This is a genomic window from Pseudomonas sp. DR48 (genome assembly GCF_019823085.1).
Classification (GTDB): Bacteria; Pseudomonadota; Gammaproteobacteria; order Pseudomonadales; family Pseudomonadaceae; genus Aquipseudomonas.
The window spans coordinates 810,077-827,604 of sequence record NZ_CP081946.1 but is presented as its reverse complement, the minus strand read 5'-3'; the positions used below and the strand labels follow the sequence as shown (position 1 = coordinate 827,604).

Here is a 17,528-nt window from a genome sequence, read left to right as displayed (position 1 = left end):
GCTGTGTGAAAGGCCTGACGGACGCTAACTGCGCGTGTCTGACGCCAGCCGCTGGGCCATGAAATGCAGGGTGGGAAACAGCCCTGCCCAAAGCACTGCAATGCCCAGCAGCGTGGGTGCCTTACCGTAGGGGAACTGCACGCCAGCCAATTGTCCGCCGGCGTAATACGACAGCGGCCCACCCACGGCGCCCAGCAAGCTGGCGAGCCACCAAGGATTAGCACTCCATTGCAGGCAATGACGCAGCGTGGTTGCCAGTAATGCCCACAACAGCATTAGCCAAAACGGAATCAAGGGCGTGATTTCGTTGAACTCGAACACGCCCAGCCAGTGCAGTGTGCTGTCGACGGTGGTGCCCAGCAGCACAACGCTGAGGATCAATCGGCCTTCATCGGCCCAGCGACTTATCCACAGCACATGAATCAGCAGCGCCGTCAGCGCCAATAACAACCACAGACTGTCGCCACCGAGCACGCAGGCAAACCAGCCAAGTTGAAACAACAGGGCATTGGCGAAGCGTTCAAGCATCAAACCGGCCCAGCAGAGGCGCCGGCATCGCCGACGGTTTGGCCAACAACAATTGCGCGGTGCCGATGGTGCGCTCCAGAAATCCCCCTTCGCAGTAGCACAGGTAAAATTCCCACAGCCGCAAGAACGCTTCGTCGTAGCCCAACTCGCTCAGGCGACCATGGGCGCGGCGAAAATTCTCGTGCCACAGGCGCAGGGTTCGTGCGTAGTGCAGGCCGAAATCTTCCATGTGCAGCAGGTTCATGTCGGTGTCGCGACTGATGATTTCCAGCATCTTCTGCACACAGGGCAGGGCGCCGCCGGGAAAGATGTAACGCTGAATGAAGTCGACGCTGTCCTTGGCCTGCTCATACCGTTGTTCGCGAATAGTGATCGCCTGCAACAGCATCAAGCCATTACTTTTGAGCAGGTGCGCGCATTGCTTGAAATACACCGGCAAGAATCGATGTCCCACCGCTTCGATCATTTCGATCGACACCAGTTTGTCGTACTGCCCGGTGAGGTCGCGGTAATCCTTGAGCAGCAGCGTGACCTGGTCTTGCAGGCCGAGGGATTCGATGCGTTGTGCGGTAAACGCGTATTGCTCTTTTGAAAGCGTAGTGGTGGTGACCTTGCAGCCGTAACGCTGCGCCGCATAGAGCGCCATGCTGCCCCATCCGGTACCGATTTCCAGCAAGTGATCGCTCGGTTTCAGCGCGAGTTTTTGGCAGATCCGTTCCAGTTTGTTCAGCTGAGCCTGTTCCAGGCTGTCTTCGTCCGTAAGGAACTGCGCGGCTGAATACATCATGGTCGGGTCGAGAAACTGCTCAAACAGGTCGTTGCCCAGGTCGTAATGCGCCGAGATGTTCTTCTGCGAGCCCTTGCGGGTGTTGCGATTGAGCCAATGCAGGCCGAGGACGAACGGCCGGCCAAGTTTTGCCAGGCCACCTTCCAGCGCATCGAGGACCTCAAGGTTGCTGACAAAAACACGCACCACGGCGGTCAGGTCAGGCGAAGTCCAGTAGCCGTGGATAAACGCTTCGCCGGCGCCGATCGATCCGTTGCTGGCTACCAGTCCCCACGCAGCCGCGTCGAGAATATGGATTTCCCCCAGCAAATGACTGCCGGTGTTACCGAAGACCTGCCGTTCGCCGTCTTCGATGATGACCAATTGCCCGTGTTGCAGCTGCGCCAGTTGCCGCAACACACCGCGGCGCAGTAACGATCCGGTCAGGCCGTGGGTGCTGAGCAGATTGAATTTGGCCGAGGCACTAGAGCATTTCATGACGGCGATCCTTGGGCGAAATCAGGGCGGTTTTAAAGCTGCCATCGGCAGCCTGATGAGCAAAGATCGGCATACGCTTGAGCAGCAGGCGCAGGGCCTGCCAGTAAATCGCCAGACAAGTTTTCGCGGTCATCCACGGAAAACGCCGCAGGTAGCGGTGCAGGCTGCGGCGATCCAGCGGTTCGCGTTCGAGGTTGAGCGTGGCGTCGAACACTTTCAGTTCGCCCTGCCAGTCCGCCATGTGCACGCCAAGTTTTTGCGCCGCCGGGCTGAAGCTCATTCGGTATTCCAGATCCGGTGGCAAGAACGGCGAGACATGAAATGCCTTCGCCACGGCGAAATGCTGATGGAAATCGCCAATGTCCTCCGGAGCTTTGGCTGGCAGGACATAGTGATATCGCTCGCGCCACGGGGTGTTGGTGACTTCGCAGAGAATTGCCGCCAGTTGCCCGTCTGCTTCATGGCAGTAGAAAAAACTCACCGGGTTGAACGACAGGCCCCAACTGCGTGGCTGGGTCAGCAGACAGATCGAACCTTGTGGCGCGTGGCCAATGGCTTGGCTGACAAGGGTTCGCACCGCATCAATAAGAGGCGTACCGCTGCCGGTATAGGTTTTCAGGTAATCGCTCTCGCGAAACGAAAACGGTGCAAAGCGACTGCGCCCCGAGAGTGGTGACAGGCCGAGCACGGCGTCTTGCTCGCTGAGGTCCAGGTACAGCAGGCCGATCCGGTATCGGAATGCGTGAGGCTTGGGGACGAATCGTCGATGGGCAATCGAGCCGCTATAGAGGGCGCTGTTCACAACACCTCTCCAAACGATCGCGCCACGCGCAAGGCGCTGACTACGCCGTCTTCATGGAAGCCGCTGGCCCAATAGGCGCCGCAATACCAAGTGTGTTGCGCACCATCCAGTTCTTCCCAGCGGTTTTGCGCGGTGACGGCAGCCAGGCTGTATTGCGGATGGGCGAAGGTGGTTTTGGCGAGCACTTTACCCGGGCTGATGCCCGCGCTCTGATTGAGGCTGACGCAGAACGTGGTATCGCTCTGGATGCCTTGCAAGATGTTCATGTCATAGGTGACCGCCGTCCGTATGTGGCCGGGACCGCCGAGTCGGTAATTCCAGCTGGCCCAGGCCAGTTTTCGCACGGGCAGCAGACGTGTGTCGGTGTGCAGCACCACTTCGTTGTCGGCGTAGGGCAGGGCACCGAGGATGGCGTTTTCGGCATCACTGGGCTTGGCCAGCAACTTCAGGGCTTGATCGCTGTGGCACGCAAAGACCACTTTGTCGAATCGCTCGCTGCCGGCGGCGCTATGGATTACGACACCTTCTTCGTCGCGCTCGACCCGGGTCACTGGGCAGCTGAGGCGGATGTTGTCTTTGAAGCTCGCCGTCAATGGCTTGATATAGGCACTTGAGCCGCCTTCAATCACCTGCCATTGCGGGCGATTGTTGACGGACAGCAGGCCGTGATTCTTGAAGAACCGGATAAAGAATTGCAGCGGGAACCCCAGCATGTCGGCCATGGACATCGACCAGATCGCGGCCCCCATCGGCACGATGTAATGCAGGATGAATCGCTCGCCGTAGCCGTTGGCTTTCAGGTATTGGTCCAGCGTGATGTCGGCAGCGATGCGGCCTTCATCCAGGTCGCGCGAGGCTTGTTTGTTGAAGCGCAGGATGTCGCGCAGCATGCCCCAGAACCCTGGCGACAACAGGTTTCGACGTTGGGCGAACAGGCTGTTGAGGGTATTGCCGTTGTACTCCAGGCCCGAGTCCGGGTCCGTCACCGAAAAGCTCATTTGCGTCGGCTTGAACGCCACCCCGATCTGACCGAGCAGGCGAATGAAATTGGGATAGGTCCAATCGTTGAACACGATGAAACCCATGTCCACGGCATGGCGCTGGCCATCGACGCTCACGTCCTCGGTGTGCGTGTGCCCGCCGATCCTGTCGCTGGCCTCGAAGAGGGTGATCTCGTGACTGCGATTGAGCAGGTAGGCGCTGGTCAGCCCCGAGATGCCACTGCCGATAATGGCGATGTTCATGGCACATCCTGCATCGGAGGAGGGCTGCGGACCATACGCTTGCCGATTGCCAGTTTGACTCGGTTGGGCATTTTCGACAGTGGCCAGAGAACTGCCATGAACAACCCTGGAAAGGCGATTTCAAGTGGATGGTGTTTGAGTTTGGCGAAGATGTGCCGGGCGGCTTTGGCGACCGGCCAACTGAGCGGCATCGGGAAGTCGTTTTTCGCGGTCAGCGGCGTTTCGACAAACCCCGGGCTGACCACCGTGACATCAATGCCTTCCGGCGCAAGATCGATGCGCAGGGATTCGAACATGTAACGTAATCCGGCCTTCGATGCGCCATAGGCTTCGGCCCGCGGAAGCGGCAGGTACGTCACCGAACTGGCCATACCGACGAGATGCCCCGCCGTGCCCTTGCGTAGCAGCGGCAACGCGGCTTCGATGCAATAGGCGCTCGCCAGCAGGTTGGTACGCACCACGTGTTCGACAATCGAGGAGTCGAACTGCTGAACGTCGACGTATTCGCAGGTACCGGCGTTGAGAATGACTGTGTCCAGAGAGCCCCATTGCCGGGCAATTTGCTCACCGATCTCGCGCACTTCCTGGCTGTTGGTGAGGTCTCCCGGCACCACCAGCACTTGCCCGGGATAGCGCTGGGACAGGACTTTCAATACCGCTGTAGTGCGCGAACTCACGGCCAGATGAGCGCCGGTCTTCAGTATTTCTTCGGCCAGCGCGGCGCCGATGCCACTGCTGGCTCCGGTCAGCCAGTACCGCCGTAGAGGTACAAGACTCATCCCATTCTCCTTTTCAGCCAGGCAATCGCCCGACCCAATACGGGTAAATGTTCGTAAAGCAGTGCCCCAGCATCGAAATAATCCCGTTGGCTATAAACCTTGTCGCGCCAGCGCAGGTGCGAGCATCCTTCGACGCGAATCAGCCGGCCGCCCCCCAGGCGTGGATGACGGTAGCTCATGATCCAGCGCAAGTAACCCTCGCCATCGCCAATCTGGTCAAAGCCGTGAAAGTCGAAACGCAGATCACTGACGTTGGCGTAGAGCTCGCCGAAGTAGTGGCTCAGTTGCCCGAGGCCCTGCACTTCGTGCAGAGGATCGGTGAAGCGCACGTCGTCGGTGTAAAGCTCACCCAGACGTTGCAAATTGTCTTTGTTCAACTGCCCGAAATGCTGGGCAAAACGCCGCAGGAAGTCACTCATGAGCCCCACCTGCGTCTTGTCGTGATGGCAGGTTCTTGAACGCGGCCAACGCCCGCTGGCGTGAAGTGCTGAGATTGACGATCGGCGATGGATAATCCGCCACGCCAAACAGGCCGCCAAGGTTCGCCGGGTTGTGCACTTCTTTTTTATTCAGGCCGGCGAGTTCTGGCAGCCAGTGCTTGATGAACACGCCTTCGGCGTCGAATTTCTCCGACTGACTCAGCGGATTGAAAATACGGAAATAGGGCGCTGAGTCAGTCCCTGTCGAAGCACTCCACTGCCAGCCACCGTTGTTCGCCGCCAGGTCGCCGTCGATCAAGTGGCGCATGAAAAAGCGTTCGCCTTCACGCCAGTCGATCAGCAGGTTCTTGGTCAGGAACATCGCCACGACCATGCGCAAGCGATTGTGCATCCAGCCGGTCTCTAGCAGTTGGCGCATGGCAGCATCGATGATCGGCAGGCCGGTGCGGGCTTCTTGCCAGGCGGCCAGTTCCTGCGGGGCATCGCGCCAGGCCAAGGCTTCGGTTTCCGGGCGGAAGGCGCGGTGACGCGAAACCCGTGGGTAGCCCACCAGAATGTGTTTATAGAACTCACGCCACAACAGTTCATTGATCCAGGTCACCGCGCCGACCTTGCCGCTTTCGAACTCGCCCTGGTTACTGTGCAGTGCGGCATGCAAACACTGGCGGGGGGAAATCACCCCGGCGGCGAGATACGCCGAGAGTTGGCTGGTGCCGGGTTTGGCCGGGAAGTCGCGCTCGTTCTTGTAATAGTCGATCTGGGCGTCGGCGAAGGTGTCGAGGCGCCGACAGGCCTCGCGTTCACCGGCCGGCCAGAGTGCCCGCAAGCTGTCGCTCGGGGTTTCGAAACCGGTAACGTTTGACGGGACCAGATCGCTGCTGATCGCCAGCGGCGTCTGCGCAACGGGAGCTGCAACCAACCGGGGGAGCGAACGGTGGAGGCGTTCGTAACAGACCTTGCGGAACTGGCTGAACACCTGGAAATACGTGCCGGTCTTGGTCAGCACAGTGCCCGGCTTGAACAGCAATTGATCGAGGTAACTATAGAAGTCGATGCCGTTGGCCTTCAGCATTTGACTCACGGCCGCGTCACGACGACTTTCATGAACGCCGTACTCTTCGTTGACGTGCACCGCGCCGATTTTCAATTGCTGACACAGATCGAGCAGCACTTTCGTTGCGTCATCCCAGCGCGAGGCCTCGCGGATCAGCAAGGGAATGTTCAGCTCGGCCAACTCGCGGCTCAGCTCACTGAGGTTGCGCAGCCAGAAGTCCACTTTGCACGGCGCGTCATCGTGTTCCAGCCATTGCTCGGGGCTCAGCAGGTAAACCGCCACTGTCGGACCGCGCTCGGCGGCCGCCGACAGGGCGGTGTTGTCATGCAGGCGCAAGTCGCTGCGCAGCCAGATCAATTGCATGGTGGTGTCCGCACGATTCATTTAAATAAGCCCTCGCTGAACCAGGTCCTGATGGGCCGATAACGGGTCTTCGGCCAGGAACAAATCAGCAATCTCACTGGTTTTTACGGACAACTCGGCGAGGTGGATGCATACCGTTGGTCCGGCAATCATTTTTGGGCAACTGATGCCGTTCAATAGTTTTGGCAGCTGCGCAAGATTCATGGCTTTGCTGGAATACAGCAGTACACCGCGGGCTTGCAGGTGATCGACCGCCAAGGCGAGCTCCCCAGCCGGCAATGGCCAGTCGAAGACTTCCACCGGGCAATCAGCGCTGCTGACCAGCCAGGCGGTGAGCCACAGGTGAGGTTCCAGTGGCAGGTCCGATTGATTGATCAACAGCAGCGGCGCGGTGCGTAACTGGCGATTGTTATGGTAGATGCGCGCACCGAATTTGCTGCGCAGCCAGGAATAGAAAAACACGCGTTCCATCTGCGCGCCGAACTGGCCCTGCCAGCGTTGTTCCAGTTCTGCCAGTAATGGCATCAGCAGTTGTTCGCACAATGTACGGGGCGGATACAACGCCATGGCCTGGTTGACGGTGTCGTCCAGGGTGCGTTCGTTGAGGTGTGTCACTGCTTGCAACAATGTCTGGCAAAGCACCTGCCAGTCGTTCTCGACGACTTCGGAAAAGGCCTGGGGCGTATCGAGCAGTTGCTTGACCTGGCTGACGGCTACACCGCGATTGAGCCAGGTGAGAATCGTCAAAATCCGTTGCACGTGCTCGGCAGAAAACAGGCGATGACCCTTGGGCGTGCGCTGGGGCACGATCAGGCCATAACGCCGTTCCCAGGCCCGCAGTGTCACGGCGTTGACCCCGGTTTGGCGCGCCACTTCACGGATTGGCAGCCAGCCTTCGTCCAGGGCTTTCTTGAAGTCGGCGCCCAGGTCTTCGCTGGCGCTGCTGTCGAGGGGGCTTTTCATGACATTGCCATTAAATTGCGTTTCGCAGGCTGAGGTTTTCCGGGTGCGGTTGCAGGTAAACCTGCTGCGCAATGTACGGATCCGGGTGTTGGCGAAAGAAATGTTTGAGCAGGGTCAGTGGCACCACCAACGGCACGATGCCGTGGCGATACTGGCCAATGACGTGCTGCATTTCCTGTTTGTCTTCAGGGCTGATGGCTTGTTTGAGATAGCCACTGATGTGTTGCAGGACATTGGTGTGGGTGCGGCGTGTGGCGCATTTTTTCAATGCCGCCATCAACTCGCTGAAATAGCGCGGGCCCAGTTCCTGCGGATCGGTCTGCCCCATGTTGCCCAGCAGATTACCCAGGGTTTTGTATTGCACCGGGTTGTGGGCCATCAACAGGTATTTGTAACGCGAGTGAAAGTCGGTCAGGCCGCGCCTGGTCAGGCCTTCCTGCAACAGCTGCTGCCAGGCACTGTAGGCGAACACCCGGGTGAGAAAGTTTTCGCGCAACACCGGGTCGTTGAGGCGACCGTCTTCTTCCACCGGCAAGTCGGGGTGCAGGGCGCAGAACGCCTGGGCATAAATGCCGCGTCCACCGCCGTCCACCGGAGAACCGTTAGGGTGATAGACCTTGACCCGATCGAGGCCGCAGGAAGGGGATTTCTGCATGAAGATGTAGCCGCAGATATCGTCCAGTTCCGCGGCCATTTTCTGTCCGTACTCGGCGAGCGGGCGGGTAACGTTGATCTGAGGATTGACGGTGCCGACCGCCTCGGGATGGTCACCATTGCCGACCAGCCGAATCGGTTCGCGCGGTATGCCAAGGCCAATGGCGACTTCGGGGCACACCGGGACAAACTCGAAATAGTCAGTCAGGGTTCGGCTGCACAACCGTGATTCCTTGTGCCCGCCATTGAAACGCACCTCGGCCCCCATCAAGCAGGCGCTGATGGCGATTTTCGGTTTGGTCGCTGGCTGTTCGCACATTGAAAGCACCTCGAATCTAAACCTGTACAAAGTGGTGGCTCTGTACAACATGACTTCATCATAGATTCAAAGGTGTACAAGTCAAATTATTTGTATAGGTTTTCGCGTAGACGCATTTCCTGGCGTGGGCGCTATTTCCAGCCCGACAGCCAGGTGTCGCTGTCTTTGAGGGCTTGCCAGTCAAGTCGCTGATTGCGCTGGGTCAACACTGCCTGCAACTCGACGGTCAGCACGGTGCCTGCCTCATCGCGGAACAGCTCGGTCACCAGAAAGTGTTTTTCGCGCTTTTGCGGGTGGGCTGCTGTCCATTTCGACAGCAGCAATTTGCTGGGGTTAATGCGGTTCACTGCAAGTGTTCATGCAAACGGCGAGCGGCTTCCTGACCGCTGAGCCAGGCGCCTTCGACGCGCCCGGACAAGCACCAGTCGCCACACACGTACAAGCCCAGGTCGGCATCCGCCAGTGCGCCCCATTCATGACTGGTGGCGGGGCGGGCGTAGAGCCAGCGGTGGGCCAGGCTGAAGGTCGGGGCGGGCATGGAATCGTGCAACAGTTCGGCGAACGCGCCGTGCAATTGCTCGATCACCGCTTCCTTGGACAGGTCGATGTGTTGCCGGCTCCAGGCGCTTGTGGCGTGCAGCACCCAGGTGTCCATGGTGTTGTCGCGTCCCGGTTTGCTGCGGTTGCGAGCCAGCCAGTCCAGTGGGCTGTCCTGCACGAAGCAACCTTCCATTGGGGTATCCAGCGGCGTATCGAACGCCAGCGCGACCGCCCAGGTCGGTTCCATTTTGACCCCGGCGGCAGCGCCCGCCAGTTTCGAGGCGGCAGCCAGCAAAGCCGTGGCTTGAGGGGCTGGCGTTGCAATGATCACGTGGCTGAATGGACCGTGGGTAAAGCCTTCGGCGTCTTGCAGATGCCAGTGTTCTTCACCGCGATAAACCTCGGTGATCCGGCAAGCGAAATGCACTTCCAGATCGCCGAGCAAACCGCGCGTGATGGCGCTCATGCGGGGGGTGCCGACCCAGCGGGTCTGCTCATCCGGCGACAGGTTGAGCTGGCCACCATGGAAGGTATAGAGCTGCGGCGTCCATTCGGCGACCCAGCCTTTGGCTTGCCAGCGCTGGACCTCGGTGACGAAACGACGGTCGCGGGCGGTGAAATACTGGGCGCCCATATCCAGAGCACCCGCATCGCTGCGCTTGCTCGACATGCGTCCGCCACTGCCGCGGCTTTTATCAAAAAGTTGAACGACATGCCCGACGTCTGTCAGGGCTTGAGCGGCTGAGAGCCCGGCGATGCCGGTGCCGATGATTGCGATAGGTACAGTCATAGGGGCCTCGTTTACCTTTCTGTACAGACTACGCTTTGGATTAAACCTGTACAATATTGTTTTCTGGTATAACTTTTAGCGTTCTCGATCTGACAGCTTGGCCTATTGTTAAACACAGAGCCTGCCCGATACCAAAGATCCCTGCTTATAAAAATAGACTAGTGATCAGGGTAAAACGCCACGCGAGGAAGAAGTCATGCACATATTGCTGACCGGCGGTACTGGTTTGATAGGACGTCAACTCTGCCGACACTGGTTGAGTCAGGGGCATCGTCTGACTGTCATGAGTCGTACACCTGCCAAAGTTGCGAAAATTTGCGGTGCCCAGGTGCGAGGCATCACGCAGCTCCAAGAGCTCGGGCAAGAGCCCGTGGACGCAATTATCAACCTGGCGGGCGCGCCCATTGCCGACCGGCCATGGACGTCCAGACGCAAAGCCTTGCTCTGGAGCAGTCGCATCACCCTGACCGAAACCTTGCTGACCTGGCTCGAAACCCGTGAGCAAAAACCACAGGTATTGATCTCCGGTTCCGCTATTGGCTGGTATGGCGACGGTGGCGAGCGAGAGCTGACTGAAGCGTCTGCACCGGTCATCGATGATTTCGCCAGTCAGTTGTGCATTGCCTGGGAGGAAACTGCCCAGCGCGCCGAGGCCCTGGGCGTGCGAGTGGTGCTGGTTCGAACCGGGTTGGTGCTGTCTGCCGAGGGCGGCTTTTTGTCGCGCCTGTTGCTGCCGTTCAAGCTGGGACTGGGCGGGCCTCTGGGCAGTGGTCGGCAATGGATGCCATGGATTCATATCGAGGATCAAATCGCCCTGATTGATTTTCTTCTGCATCGCAATGACGCCAGCGGTCCATATAATGCTTGCGCGCCTAAACCGGTGCGCAACAGCGAGTTCGCCAAGACACTGGGCAGCGTGTTGCACCGCCCGGCGTTCATGCCGATGCCGGCCCTGGCTTTGAAAGTGTGCCTGGGCGAATTGTCATCGCTGTTGCTGGGAGGGCAGAAAGCCTTACCGGTGCGCTTGCTGGAAGCGGGATTCACTTTCCAGTTCACTGATTTGCGCGCGGCTCTGGACGATCTGTCCAGCCGCCTTTGAAATAGGACGTTGCATGACCGATCACGCATTGCTTCTGGTCAACCTGGGTTCACCTGCTTCCACATCGGTGGCGGATGTACGCAGTTACCTCAACCAATTTCTGATGGACCCGTATGTGATCGACCTGCCATGGCCGGTGCGTCGTCTACTGGTGTCGCTGATCCTGATCAAGCGTCCGGAACAATCGGCCCACGCCTATGCCTCGATCTGGTGGGAGGAGGGCTCGCCGCTGGTGGTGCTCAGCCGCCGCCTGCAGCAGGCGATGACTGCCCAGTGGACCCACGGGCCGGTGGAACTGGCAATGCGATACGGCGAGCCGTCGATCGAGTCGAAACTGATTCAGCTGGCGGCCCAGGGCCACAAAAGAATCACCCTTGCGCCGCTTTATCCACAGTTCGCCGACAGCACTGTGACCACGGTGATCGAGGAAGCCAAGCGGGTGGTGCGCGAGCATTCGCTCGACGTGCAGTTCTCGATTCTCCAGCCGTTCTACGATCAGCCGGAATATCTCGACGCATTGGTCGCCAGCGCCAAACCCTATCTGGAGCAGGACTACGATCACCTGCTGCTGAGTTTTCACGGTCTGCCGGAGCGGCACCTGACCAAGCTGGATCCGACGGGCAAGCATTGCTTCAAGAACGAGGAATGCTGCAAGAACGCTTCGCCACAGTCCTTGGCCACCTGCTATCGCGCGCAATGCCTGCGCACGGCGTCGGAGTTTGCCAAGCGCCTGGGGCTGTTGGAGGGTACGTGGTCGGTGTCTTTCCAGTCGCGTCTGGGTCGTGCGAAATGGATCGAACCCTATACCGAAGCGCGCCTCGATGAGTTGGCTGGAATGGGCGTGAAAAAAGTTCTGGTGATGTGCCCGGCGTTCGTTGCCGATTGCATCGAGACGCTGGAAGAGATTGGTGATCGCGGGCGGGAGTTATTCCGCGAAGCCGGGGGAGACGAGTTGGTGCTGGTGCCGTGCCTCAACGACGATCCGCAGTGGGCACGGGCATTGAACGCCTTGTGCGAACGAGCGCCGTTGGCGCTGTGACGATCGTTCCCACGCTCTGCGTGGGAATGCCTCTAGGGACGCTCCGCGTCCAGTGACGCGGAGCGTCACGGGCTATATTCCACATAGCGTGGGAACGATCAGTTCACTCAGAGCAAAGTCTCATTCGCCTTCTTGTGCTTCCAGCTGTCATTGCCCGGCAGCAGCAGGTTCAGCGCAATCGCCACCACCGCGCACAGCGCGATGCCTTTGAGGCCGAAGTCGTCGGGGCCAGTCCCGGTGCCGACCAGCACACCGCCAATCCCGAACACCAGGGTCACCGACACAATCACCAGATTGCGCGCTTCGCCCAGGTCGATCTTGTGGCGAATCAGGGTGTTCATCCCCACCGCGGCGATCGAGCCGAACAACAGGCACAGAATCCCGCCCATCACCGGCACCGGAATGCTTTGCAGTAGCGCGCCGAACTTGCCGATAAACGCCAGGCTGATGGCAAAGATCGCCGCCCAGGTCATGATTTTCGGATTGTAGTTCTTGGTCAGCATCACCGCGCCCGTCACTTCGGCGTACGTGGTGTTGGGTGGGCCGCCGAACAAGCCAGCCGCGGTGGTGGCAATGCCATCGCCGAGCAGCGTGCGGTGCAGGCCGGGTTTCTTCAGGTAATCGCGGCCGGTCACGCTACCGACGGCGATCACGCCACCGATGTGTTCGATGGCCGGAGCCAGTGCCACCGGAACGATGAACAGAATCGCCTGCCAGTTGAATTCCGGCGCCGTGAAGTGCGGAATGGCGAACCACGGTGCAGCGGCAATCTTCGCGGTGTCGACCACGCCGAAGTAGAACGCCATGCCAAACCCCACCAACACACCGGAGATGATTGGCACCAGGCGGAAGATGCCTTTGCCGAACACTGCGACGATCAGGGTGGTCAGCAAGGCTGGCATCGAGATCAGCATCGCTGTCTGGTAATGAATCAGCTCGGTGCCATCGCCGGCCTTGCCCATCGCCATGTTGGCTGCGATGGGGGCCATGGCCAGGCCGATGGAGATGATCACCGGACCGATCACGACCGGGGGCAGCAAGCGGTCAATAAAGCCGGTGCCTTTGATCTTCACGGCCAGGCCGAGGAAGGTGTAGACGAAACCCGCCGCCATCACGCCGCCCATGGTCGCCGCGAGGCCGAACTGGCCCTTGGCAAGAATGATCGGGGTGATGAAGGCAAAGCTCGACGCCAGGAACACCGGCACCTGACGCCCGGTGACGATCTGGAACAGGATCGTCCCCAGGCCGGCAGTGAACAGCGCCACGTTCGGGTCCAGGCCGGTAATCAGCGGCATCAACACCAGGGCGCCGAAGGCCACGAACAGCATCTGTGCGCCAGACAGCACCGTGCGCCAGAGCGGATCGTTGAACTCTTGCTGCATGCTCAAGCGTCCTTCTGCTTGGTACCGAAGATCTTGTCACCGGCATCGCCCAAGCCTGGAATGATGTAGCCGTGTTCGTTGAGTTTTTCATCAATGGAGGCGGTGTAGATCATCACGTCCGGGTGAGCCTTCTCCACTGCGGCGATGCCTTCTGGCGCGGCGACCAGCACCATGGCGCGGATGTCGCGGCAACCGGCCTTTTTCAGCAGGTCGATGGTGGCGACCATGGAGCTGCCGGTGGCGAGCATCGGGTCGATGATCATTGCCAGGCGCTCGTTGATTTCCGGGACGAGTTTTTCCAGGTAGGTGTGGGCCTGCAGGGTCTGTTCGTTGCGGGCCACGCCCACGGCGCTGACTTTGGCGCCCGGGATCAGGCTCAGTACGCCTTCGAGCATGCCGATGCCGGCACGCAGGATCGGCACCACGGTAATTTTCTTGCCGGCGATTTTCTCGACCGACACGGTGCCGCACCAGCCTTCGATGTCGTAGGCTTCCAGCGGCAGGTCTTTGGTGGCTTCATAGGTCAGCAGGGCGCCGACTTCTTGAGCGAGCTCACGGAAATTCTTGGTGCTGATGTCTGCGCGGCGCATCAGGCCTAGTTTATGACGGATCAGCGGATGGCGGATCTCTTGGATGGGCATGGGGAAAGGCTCCGGCGGCGGGCAAAAAAACCGGCCTAGATTAATCTATCCGAGGGTGTTGTCCTATAGACATTCAGTACGTTAGTCCACAAACGCTTGATCTGGCCTCGCTTGATGCGTACCTTTGCCCGCTTTTCCTGAATCCGTCCCGCCCCTCACCCCCTGGAGAGCGCCATGTCTGCTGATCTCGAGCATATCCGTCAAATCATGCGAGAGGCTGACTGCCTGTACACCGAAGCTGAAGTCGAGGCGGCCATCGCCCGCGTCGGTGCACACATTAATGAAGAACTGGCTGACAGCAATCCGGTGGTGTTCTGTGTGATGAACGGCGGCCTGATCTTCGCCGGCAAATTGCTCACCCATCTGCAATTCCCGCTGGAAGCGTCCTACCTGCACGCTACCCGCTATCGCAACGAAACCAGTGGCGGTGACCTGTTCTGGAAGGCCAAGCCGGAAGTGTCGTTCATCGACCGTGACGTGCTGATCATCGACGACATCCTCGACGAAGGTCACACCCTGGGCGCGATCATCGATTTCTGCAAACACGCCGGCGCGCGCAAAGTGCACACCGCTGTGCTGATCGACAAGGACCACGACCGCAAGGCTCGCCCGGACCTCAAAGCCGATTTCGTCGGCCTGCCGTGCATCGACCGTTATATCTTCGGTTACGGTATGGACTACAAAGGCTACTGGCGTAACGCTAACGGTATCTTCGCTGTTAAAGGGATGTAAGGAATGACCACGCCGCGTTTTCTCGATCAAACCCTGTTCACCGAATTGGCCGAGAAAGCCGCGGCCAATCCTCGCGGGCGTCAGCATCACAACTTCCACCAGATGGAAGACGCCTGCCATCGCATGGCGGTAGGTCTACAGCCGCACACCTACATCGCGCCTCATCGGCATTTGGGTGAAAACAAGGCCGAAACCTTGTTGGTCCTCAAAGGGCGGCTGGGGGTGCTGATCTTCGACGAGACCGGCGTGCTGGTGAAGAAGCAAGTCCTGCAGGCCGGTGGCGATTGTATTGGTGTGGACCTGCCGACCGGTATGTTCCATAGCCTGGTGGTGCTGGAAGCCGACAGCCTGATGTTCGAGTGCAAGGCTGGTCCCTATCGCCCGGTGGGTGAGGGTGAGCTTGCGCACTGGGCTCCGCGCGAAGGCGAGCCGGGCGTGGCCGAGTATCAGGCATGGATGCGCGCGCAGTTTGATTGAGCCATGGGCTCAATTTTCCCCTGCCAGCCAGCGTTCGCTTTTGCGACGAGCCTGTTCCAGGTTGTTCACGTAGGCCAACTGACGCTGTTCCCGATGGATGCCTGCGCGCCTGAGCTTCAGGCGTACCCTTGGAGCAGTCGCTACCAGAATCAGGCCGATGCCGTCCGTGCGGTAATCCCTCAAGATATTGTCGAAGGCCGCCAGTGCCGTCATGTCCAGCATCGGCACGGCGCTCATCTCGACGATTACCACTTTGACCTCCGGACTGAATTTGCGTAGCACTCCCAAGGCTTTTTCAGCAGCGCCGAAAAACAGCGGCCCGCGTATCGCATAGCAACGAACATGTTCCGGCATGTCCTGCAAGGCTTGATGGAAGGCGCGGGGCAGTTCGGCGGTGTCGGTGAGATCGCTCATGCGTTTGATAAATAACCCGGCGGCCAGCAGCAGGCCGACGGCGACGGCCATCACCATGTCGAACAATACCGTCAGGCTCAGGCAGGTCAGCAAGACCAGCACATCGCTGCGAGGCGCGATGCGCAACGTGTGCAGCACGTGCCGGGCCTCGCTCATGTTCCACGCCACCATGATCAGCAATGCTGCTAGCGCAGCCATCGGCAAGTAGCTGAAAAGCGGTGCGAGGACGAGTATTGCCATCAGCACCACGGCGCTATGAATAATGGCGGCCAGTGGCGAAAAGGCTCCGCTGCGCACGTTGGTGGCACTTCGGGCAATGGCCGCCGTGGCGGTAATGCCGCCGAACAACGGTGCGATCAGATTGCCCAGGCCCTGGCCCAGCAGTTCTGCGTTGGGATCGTGTTTGCTGCCGGTCATGCCATCCGCCACCACCGCACACAACAAGGATTCGATGGCACCGAGCATGGCGATAGCGAACGCCGGCGCCATTAATTGACGGATCAAGTCATAAGACAGGTGCAGAGGTCGGCCGTCGGGACCGGGCAGATTCCACGGCCAATCAAAGCTTGGCAGGAACGGCGGAATCCCGGGATGGCTGATGCCCTCGACCGTGTAGCTGAAACGCTCACCCAATGTCGCCACCGCCAGCCCTCCGTGCTCCAGCGCCAACCCCAGGAGCGCGCCGATGGTAAGCGCTACCAGATGCCCCGGAATCCTCGGCACCCACCGTGGCCAGACAATCAGAACGGCCAGGCATGTGAGGCCGACGATCCCGTCCCCTAGCCGGGCACTGGGCAACGCCAGAATCAAAACGCCCAGCTGTTCGATGTAATGTTCTGCCTGGCCGGCGGTGTTCAGGCCCAGCAAATCCTTCAATTGCAGGGTGGCAATGACAATGCCGATCCCGGCGGTAAAGCCCAGGGTGACCGGGTACGGAATGTACTGAATCAACCGCCCGGCTCGAATCAGCCCCAGGACAATGAGGATGACGCCGGCAAGCATGGTGCAAAGCAGCAGGCCGCCGAGGCCATATTGTTGGGTGATGGGCAGCAGAATGACTACGAACGCGGCGGTCGGCCCACTGACATTGAAACGCGAGCCGCCTGTCAGGGCGATCAGGGGCGCAGCGATCAGTACCGTATACAAACCTTGCTGGGGCGGTACACCTACGGCAATCGCCAGGGCCATGGCCAACGGGATGGCGATAATCCCTACCGTCACCCCGGCACTGATGTCGCCGCGTAAGCGCCTGAGGGTGTAGCCGGCGCGCCAGGTCTGACGCCAGGCCGCGAACAACGGTGGGACGGAGAACGTCATGAACACTCCCTAAAAGACGATGCACTGTTGAACGACGGCTGAAAGCTCGTCCAGCATCGCCAGCCTCGTACTGCGAAGTATTGACCTATATCGCCAATTCGCGCGGTTGATCCTCATGCTAGAGTGCTTGGCCTCGCCTTCGGAGCCCGTCATGAGCCTTTTGATCCGCAGCTGCGCCGCCCTGTTGCTGACCCTCAGCCTGCCACTGGCCGCCGCCCCGGCACCCATGCATGGGCAGTTCCTGCCCCCGGACGACCTGACCCTGCGTGATGCCGAACCTGAGCAGCAACAACTGTTGCAGGTCACCGATTATTCCGTGGTGGTAGGCAGTCAACGCCAGTCCAACCAACAGCCGATCCCGGTCACGTCCCCGGTGTTGATTCGCCTCAAGGGCAAGTCCTTGAACAAGGGCGCAACGATCAATCAGGTGCTGGTCAATTTCGACGGCGAAAGCAAAAGCCTGAAAAAGCCGATCTTCGACGATGAAAGCAAAACCCTGACGCTGTTTTACCCGATGGCGCAGTACCGGGTGGTGCTCGACTTGTTGCGCAATGACACGGTGTATTGCCAGTTCCTCAGTTACGCCAACGGCCATATCTGGGCGGATCTACACACCGGCAGTGTTCGTGCGCGTTGAGCCCTGTGCCCGGGCAGGGGTAAACTGCCCGCCCCGTGAAATGTCTGCGA

19 protein-coding genes are annotated in these 17,528 nt (G+C 59.6%); 5 read left to right on the top strand and 14 right to left on the bottom strand.

Annotated features, from left to right (window positions below; genetic code table 11):
• Positions 1-24: 24 nt before the first annotated feature.
• The 11 genes from K5K95_RS03765 to K5K95_RS03715 form a co-directional block, all read right to left on the bottom strand.
• Positions 25-528 carry a DUF2878 domain-containing protein gene (locus K5K95_RS03765; protein ID WP_222588426.1) on the bottom strand — a complete coding sequence of 168 codons (504 nt, stop codon included), beginning with the start codon at positions 526-528 and terminating at the stop codon, positions 25-27.
• The gene (locus tag K5K95_RS03760) at positions 521-1,792 is read right to left on the bottom strand and encodes an SAM-dependent methyltransferase (RefSeq protein ID WP_222588425.1); all 1,272 of its coding nucleotides are present in this window, start codon (positions 1,790-1,792) and stop codon (positions 521-523) included. The genes K5K95_RS03765 and K5K95_RS03760 overlap by 8 nt, the downstream gene beginning before the upstream one ends.
• A complete protein-coding gene (locus K5K95_RS03755; RefSeq protein ID WP_222588424.1) occupies positions 1,779-2,594 on the bottom strand; it encodes a DUF1365 domain-containing protein in 816 nt (271 codons plus the stop codon). The genes K5K95_RS03760 and K5K95_RS03755 overlap by 14 nt, the downstream gene beginning before the upstream one ends.
• Positions 2,591-3,838, bottom strand: a complete 1,248-nt coding sequence (locus K5K95_RS03750) for an NAD(P)/FAD-dependent oxidoreductase (RefSeq protein WP_222588423.1) — start codon at positions 3,836-3,838, stop codon at positions 2,591-2,593. The genes K5K95_RS03755 and K5K95_RS03750 overlap by 4 nt, the downstream gene beginning before the upstream one ends.
• Positions 3,835-4,617: an SDR family NAD(P)-dependent oxidoreductase gene (locus tag K5K95_RS03745; protein WP_222588422.1), complete on the bottom strand. Its 783-nt coding sequence runs from the start codon at positions 4,615-4,617 to the stop codon at positions 3,835-3,837. The genes K5K95_RS03750 and K5K95_RS03745 overlap by 4 nt, the downstream gene beginning before the upstream one ends.
• Positions 4,614-5,036, bottom strand: coding sequence for a nuclear transport factor 2 family protein (locus K5K95_RS03740; protein WP_222588421.1), 423 nt, complete (start codon positions 5,034-5,036; stop codon positions 4,614-4,616). The genes K5K95_RS03745 and K5K95_RS03740 overlap by 4 nt, the downstream gene beginning before the upstream one ends.
• Entirely contained in the window at positions 5,029-6,474 is a 1,446-nt protein-coding gene (phrB, locus tag K5K95_RS03735; RefSeq protein ID WP_222590284.1) for a deoxyribodipyrimidine photo-lyase, read from the bottom strand. The genes K5K95_RS03740 and phrB overlap by 8 nt, the downstream gene beginning before the upstream one ends.
• Positions 6,475-6,495: 21 nt before the next feature.
• Complete coding sequence (locus K5K95_RS03730) at positions 6,496-7,437, bottom strand: MerR family transcriptional regulator (protein ID WP_222588420.1); 942 nt, start codon at positions 7,435-7,437, stop codon at positions 6,496-6,498.
• A 10-nt stretch (positions 7,438-7,447) separates the two neighbouring features.
• Positions 7,448-8,410, bottom strand: coding sequence for a YbgA family protein (locus tag K5K95_RS03725; RefSeq protein WP_222588419.1), 963 nt, complete (start codon positions 8,408-8,410; stop codon positions 7,448-7,450).
• A gap of 131 nt (positions 8,411-8,541) precedes the next feature.
• Positions 8,542-8,757 (bottom strand): TIGR02450 family Trp-rich protein, encoded by a 216-nt coding sequence (locus tag K5K95_RS03720; RefSeq protein ID WP_222588418.1) that lies wholly within the window; start codon positions 8,755-8,757, stop codon positions 8,542-8,544.
• The gene (locus tag K5K95_RS03715; protein ID WP_222588417.1) at positions 8,754-9,740 is read right to left on the bottom strand and encodes an NAD(P)/FAD-dependent oxidoreductase; all 987 of its coding nucleotides are present in this window, start codon (positions 9,738-9,740) and stop codon (positions 8,754-8,756) included. Before K5K95_RS03715 ends, K5K95_RS03720 begins: the two co-directional genes overlap by 4 nt.
• Before the next feature lie 196 nt (positions 9,741-9,936).
• On the opposite strand from K5K95_RS03715, the gene K5K95_RS03710 reads away from it, so the two are divergent.
• On the top strand, positions 9,937-10,839 hold the full coding sequence (locus tag K5K95_RS03710; protein ID WP_222588416.1) for a TIGR01777 family oxidoreductase: 903 nt from the start codon (positions 9,937-9,939) through the stop codon (positions 10,837-10,839).
• A 13-nt stretch (positions 10,840-10,852) separates the two neighbouring features.
• On the top strand, positions 10,853-11,878 hold the full coding sequence (gene hemH, locus K5K95_RS03705; RefSeq protein ID WP_222588415.1) for a ferrochelatase: 1,026 nt from the start codon (positions 10,853-10,855) through the stop codon (positions 11,876-11,878).
• A 107-nt stretch (positions 11,879-11,985) separates the two neighbouring features.
• Here hemH and K5K95_RS03700 read toward each other — a convergent pair whose 3' ends face one another.
• Both K5K95_RS03700 and upp read right to left on the bottom strand, forming a co-directional pair.
• A complete protein-coding gene (locus tag K5K95_RS03700) occupies positions 11,986-13,260 on the bottom strand; it encodes a uracil-xanthine permease family protein (RefSeq protein ID WP_222588414.1) in 1,275 nt (424 codons plus the stop codon).
• Between the two features lie 2 nt (positions 13,261-13,262).
• Entirely contained in the window at positions 13,263-13,901 is a 639-nt protein-coding gene (gene upp, locus K5K95_RS03695; RefSeq protein WP_222588413.1) for a uracil phosphoribosyltransferase, read from the bottom strand.
• Positions 13,902-14,075: 174 nt separating this feature from the next.
• Here upp and K5K95_RS03690 point away from each other — a divergent pair, with 174 nt between their 5' ends.
• Both K5K95_RS03690 and K5K95_RS03685 read left to right on the top strand, forming a co-directional pair.
• Positions 14,076-14,633, top strand: coding sequence for a hypoxanthine-guanine phosphoribosyltransferase (locus K5K95_RS03690; protein WP_090180149.1), 558 nt, complete (start codon positions 14,076-14,078; stop codon positions 14,631-14,633).
• Between the two features lie 3 nt (positions 14,634-14,636).
• A complete protein-coding gene (locus K5K95_RS03685) occupies positions 14,637-15,110 on the top strand; it encodes a WbuC family cupin fold metalloprotein (RefSeq protein WP_222588412.1) in 474 nt (157 codons plus the stop codon).
• 9 nt (positions 15,111-15,119) lie between these two features.
• On the opposite strand, the gene dauA is transcribed toward K5K95_RS03685, so the two are convergent.
• On the bottom strand, positions 15,120-16,841 hold the full coding sequence (dauA, locus tag K5K95_RS03680; RefSeq protein WP_222588411.1) for a C4-dicarboxylic acid transporter DauA: 1,722 nt from the start codon (positions 16,839-16,841) through the stop codon (positions 15,120-15,122).
• A 151-nt stretch (positions 16,842-16,992) separates the two neighbouring features.
• Here dauA and K5K95_RS03675 point away from each other — a divergent pair, with 151 nt between their 5' ends.
• The gene (locus K5K95_RS03675) at positions 16,993-17,478 is read left to right on the top strand and encodes a hypothetical protein (protein ID WP_222588410.1); all 486 of its coding nucleotides are present in this window, start codon (positions 16,993-16,995) and stop codon (positions 17,476-17,478) included.
• The last annotated feature ends 50 nt before the right edge of the window (positions 17,479-17,528 follow it).

What these genes read in the sequence shown, in the direction of transcription:
- K5K95_RS03765 (WP_222588426.1), bottom strand. Translation starts at nt 528, where the DNA reads ATGCTTGAACGCTTCGCCAATGCCCTGTTGTTTCAACTTGGCTGGTTT.
- K5K95_RS03760 (WP_222588425.1), bottom strand. Translation starts at nt 1,792, where the DNA reads ATGAAATGCTCTAGTGCCTCGGCCAAATTCAATCTGCTCAGCACCCAC.
- K5K95_RS03750 (WP_222588423.1), bottom strand. Translation starts at nt 3,838, where the DNA reads ATGAACATCGCCATTATCGGCAGTGGCATCTCGGGGCTGACCAGCGCC.
- K5K95_RS03745 (WP_222588422.1), bottom strand. Translation starts at nt 4,617, where the DNA reads ATGAGTCTTGTACCTCTACGGCGGTACTGGCTGACCGGAGCCAGCAGT.
- K5K95_RS03740 (WP_222588421.1), bottom strand. Translation starts at nt 5,036, where the DNA reads ATGAGTGACTTCCTGCGGCGTTTTGCCCAGCATTTCGGGCAGTTGAAC.
- phrB (WP_222590284.1), bottom strand. Translation starts at nt 6,474, where the DNA reads ATGCAATTGATCTGGCTGCGCAGCGACTTGCGCCTGCATGACAACACC.
- K5K95_RS03730 (WP_222588420.1), bottom strand. Translation starts at nt 7,437, where the DNA reads ATGAAAAGCCCCCTCGACAGCAGCGCCAGCGAAGACCTGGGCGCCGAC.
- K5K95_RS03725 (WP_222588419.1), bottom strand. Translation starts at nt 8,410, where the DNA reads ATGTGCGAACAGCCAGCGACCAAACCGAAAATCGCCATCAGCGCCTGC.
- K5K95_RS03715 (WP_222588417.1), bottom strand. Translation starts at nt 9,740, where the DNA reads ATGACTGTACCTATCGCAATCATCGGCACCGGCATCGCCGGGCTCTCA.
- K5K95_RS03710 (WP_222588416.1), top strand. Translation starts at nt 9,937, where the DNA reads ATGCACATATTGCTGACCGGCGGTACTGGTTTGATAGGACGTCAACTC.
- hemH (WP_222588415.1), top strand. Translation starts at nt 10,853, where the DNA reads ATGACCGATCACGCATTGCTTCTGGTCAACCTGGGTTCACCTGCTTCC.
- K5K95_RS03700 (WP_222588414.1), bottom strand. Translation starts at nt 13,260, where the DNA reads ATGCAGCAAGAGTTCAACGATCCGCTCTGGCGCACGGTGCTGTCTGGC.
- upp (WP_222588413.1), bottom strand. Translation starts at nt 13,901, where the DNA reads ATGCCCATCCAAGAGATCCGCCATCCGCTGATCCGTCATAAACTAGGC.
- K5K95_RS03690 (WP_090180149.1), top strand. Translation starts at nt 14,076, where the DNA reads ATGTCTGCTGATCTCGAGCATATCCGTCAAATCATGCGAGAGGCTGAC.
- K5K95_RS03685 (WP_222588412.1), top strand. Translation starts at nt 14,637, where the DNA reads ATGACCACGCCGCGTTTTCTCGATCAAACCCTGTTCACCGAATTGGCC.
- dauA (WP_222588411.1), bottom strand. Translation starts at nt 16,841, where the DNA reads ATGACGTTCTCCGTCCCACCGTTGTTCGCGGCCTGGCGTCAGACCTGG.
- K5K95_RS03675 (WP_222588410.1), top strand. Translation starts at nt 16,993, where the DNA reads ATGAGCCTTTTGATCCGCAGCTGCGCCGCCCTGTTGCTGACCCTCAGC.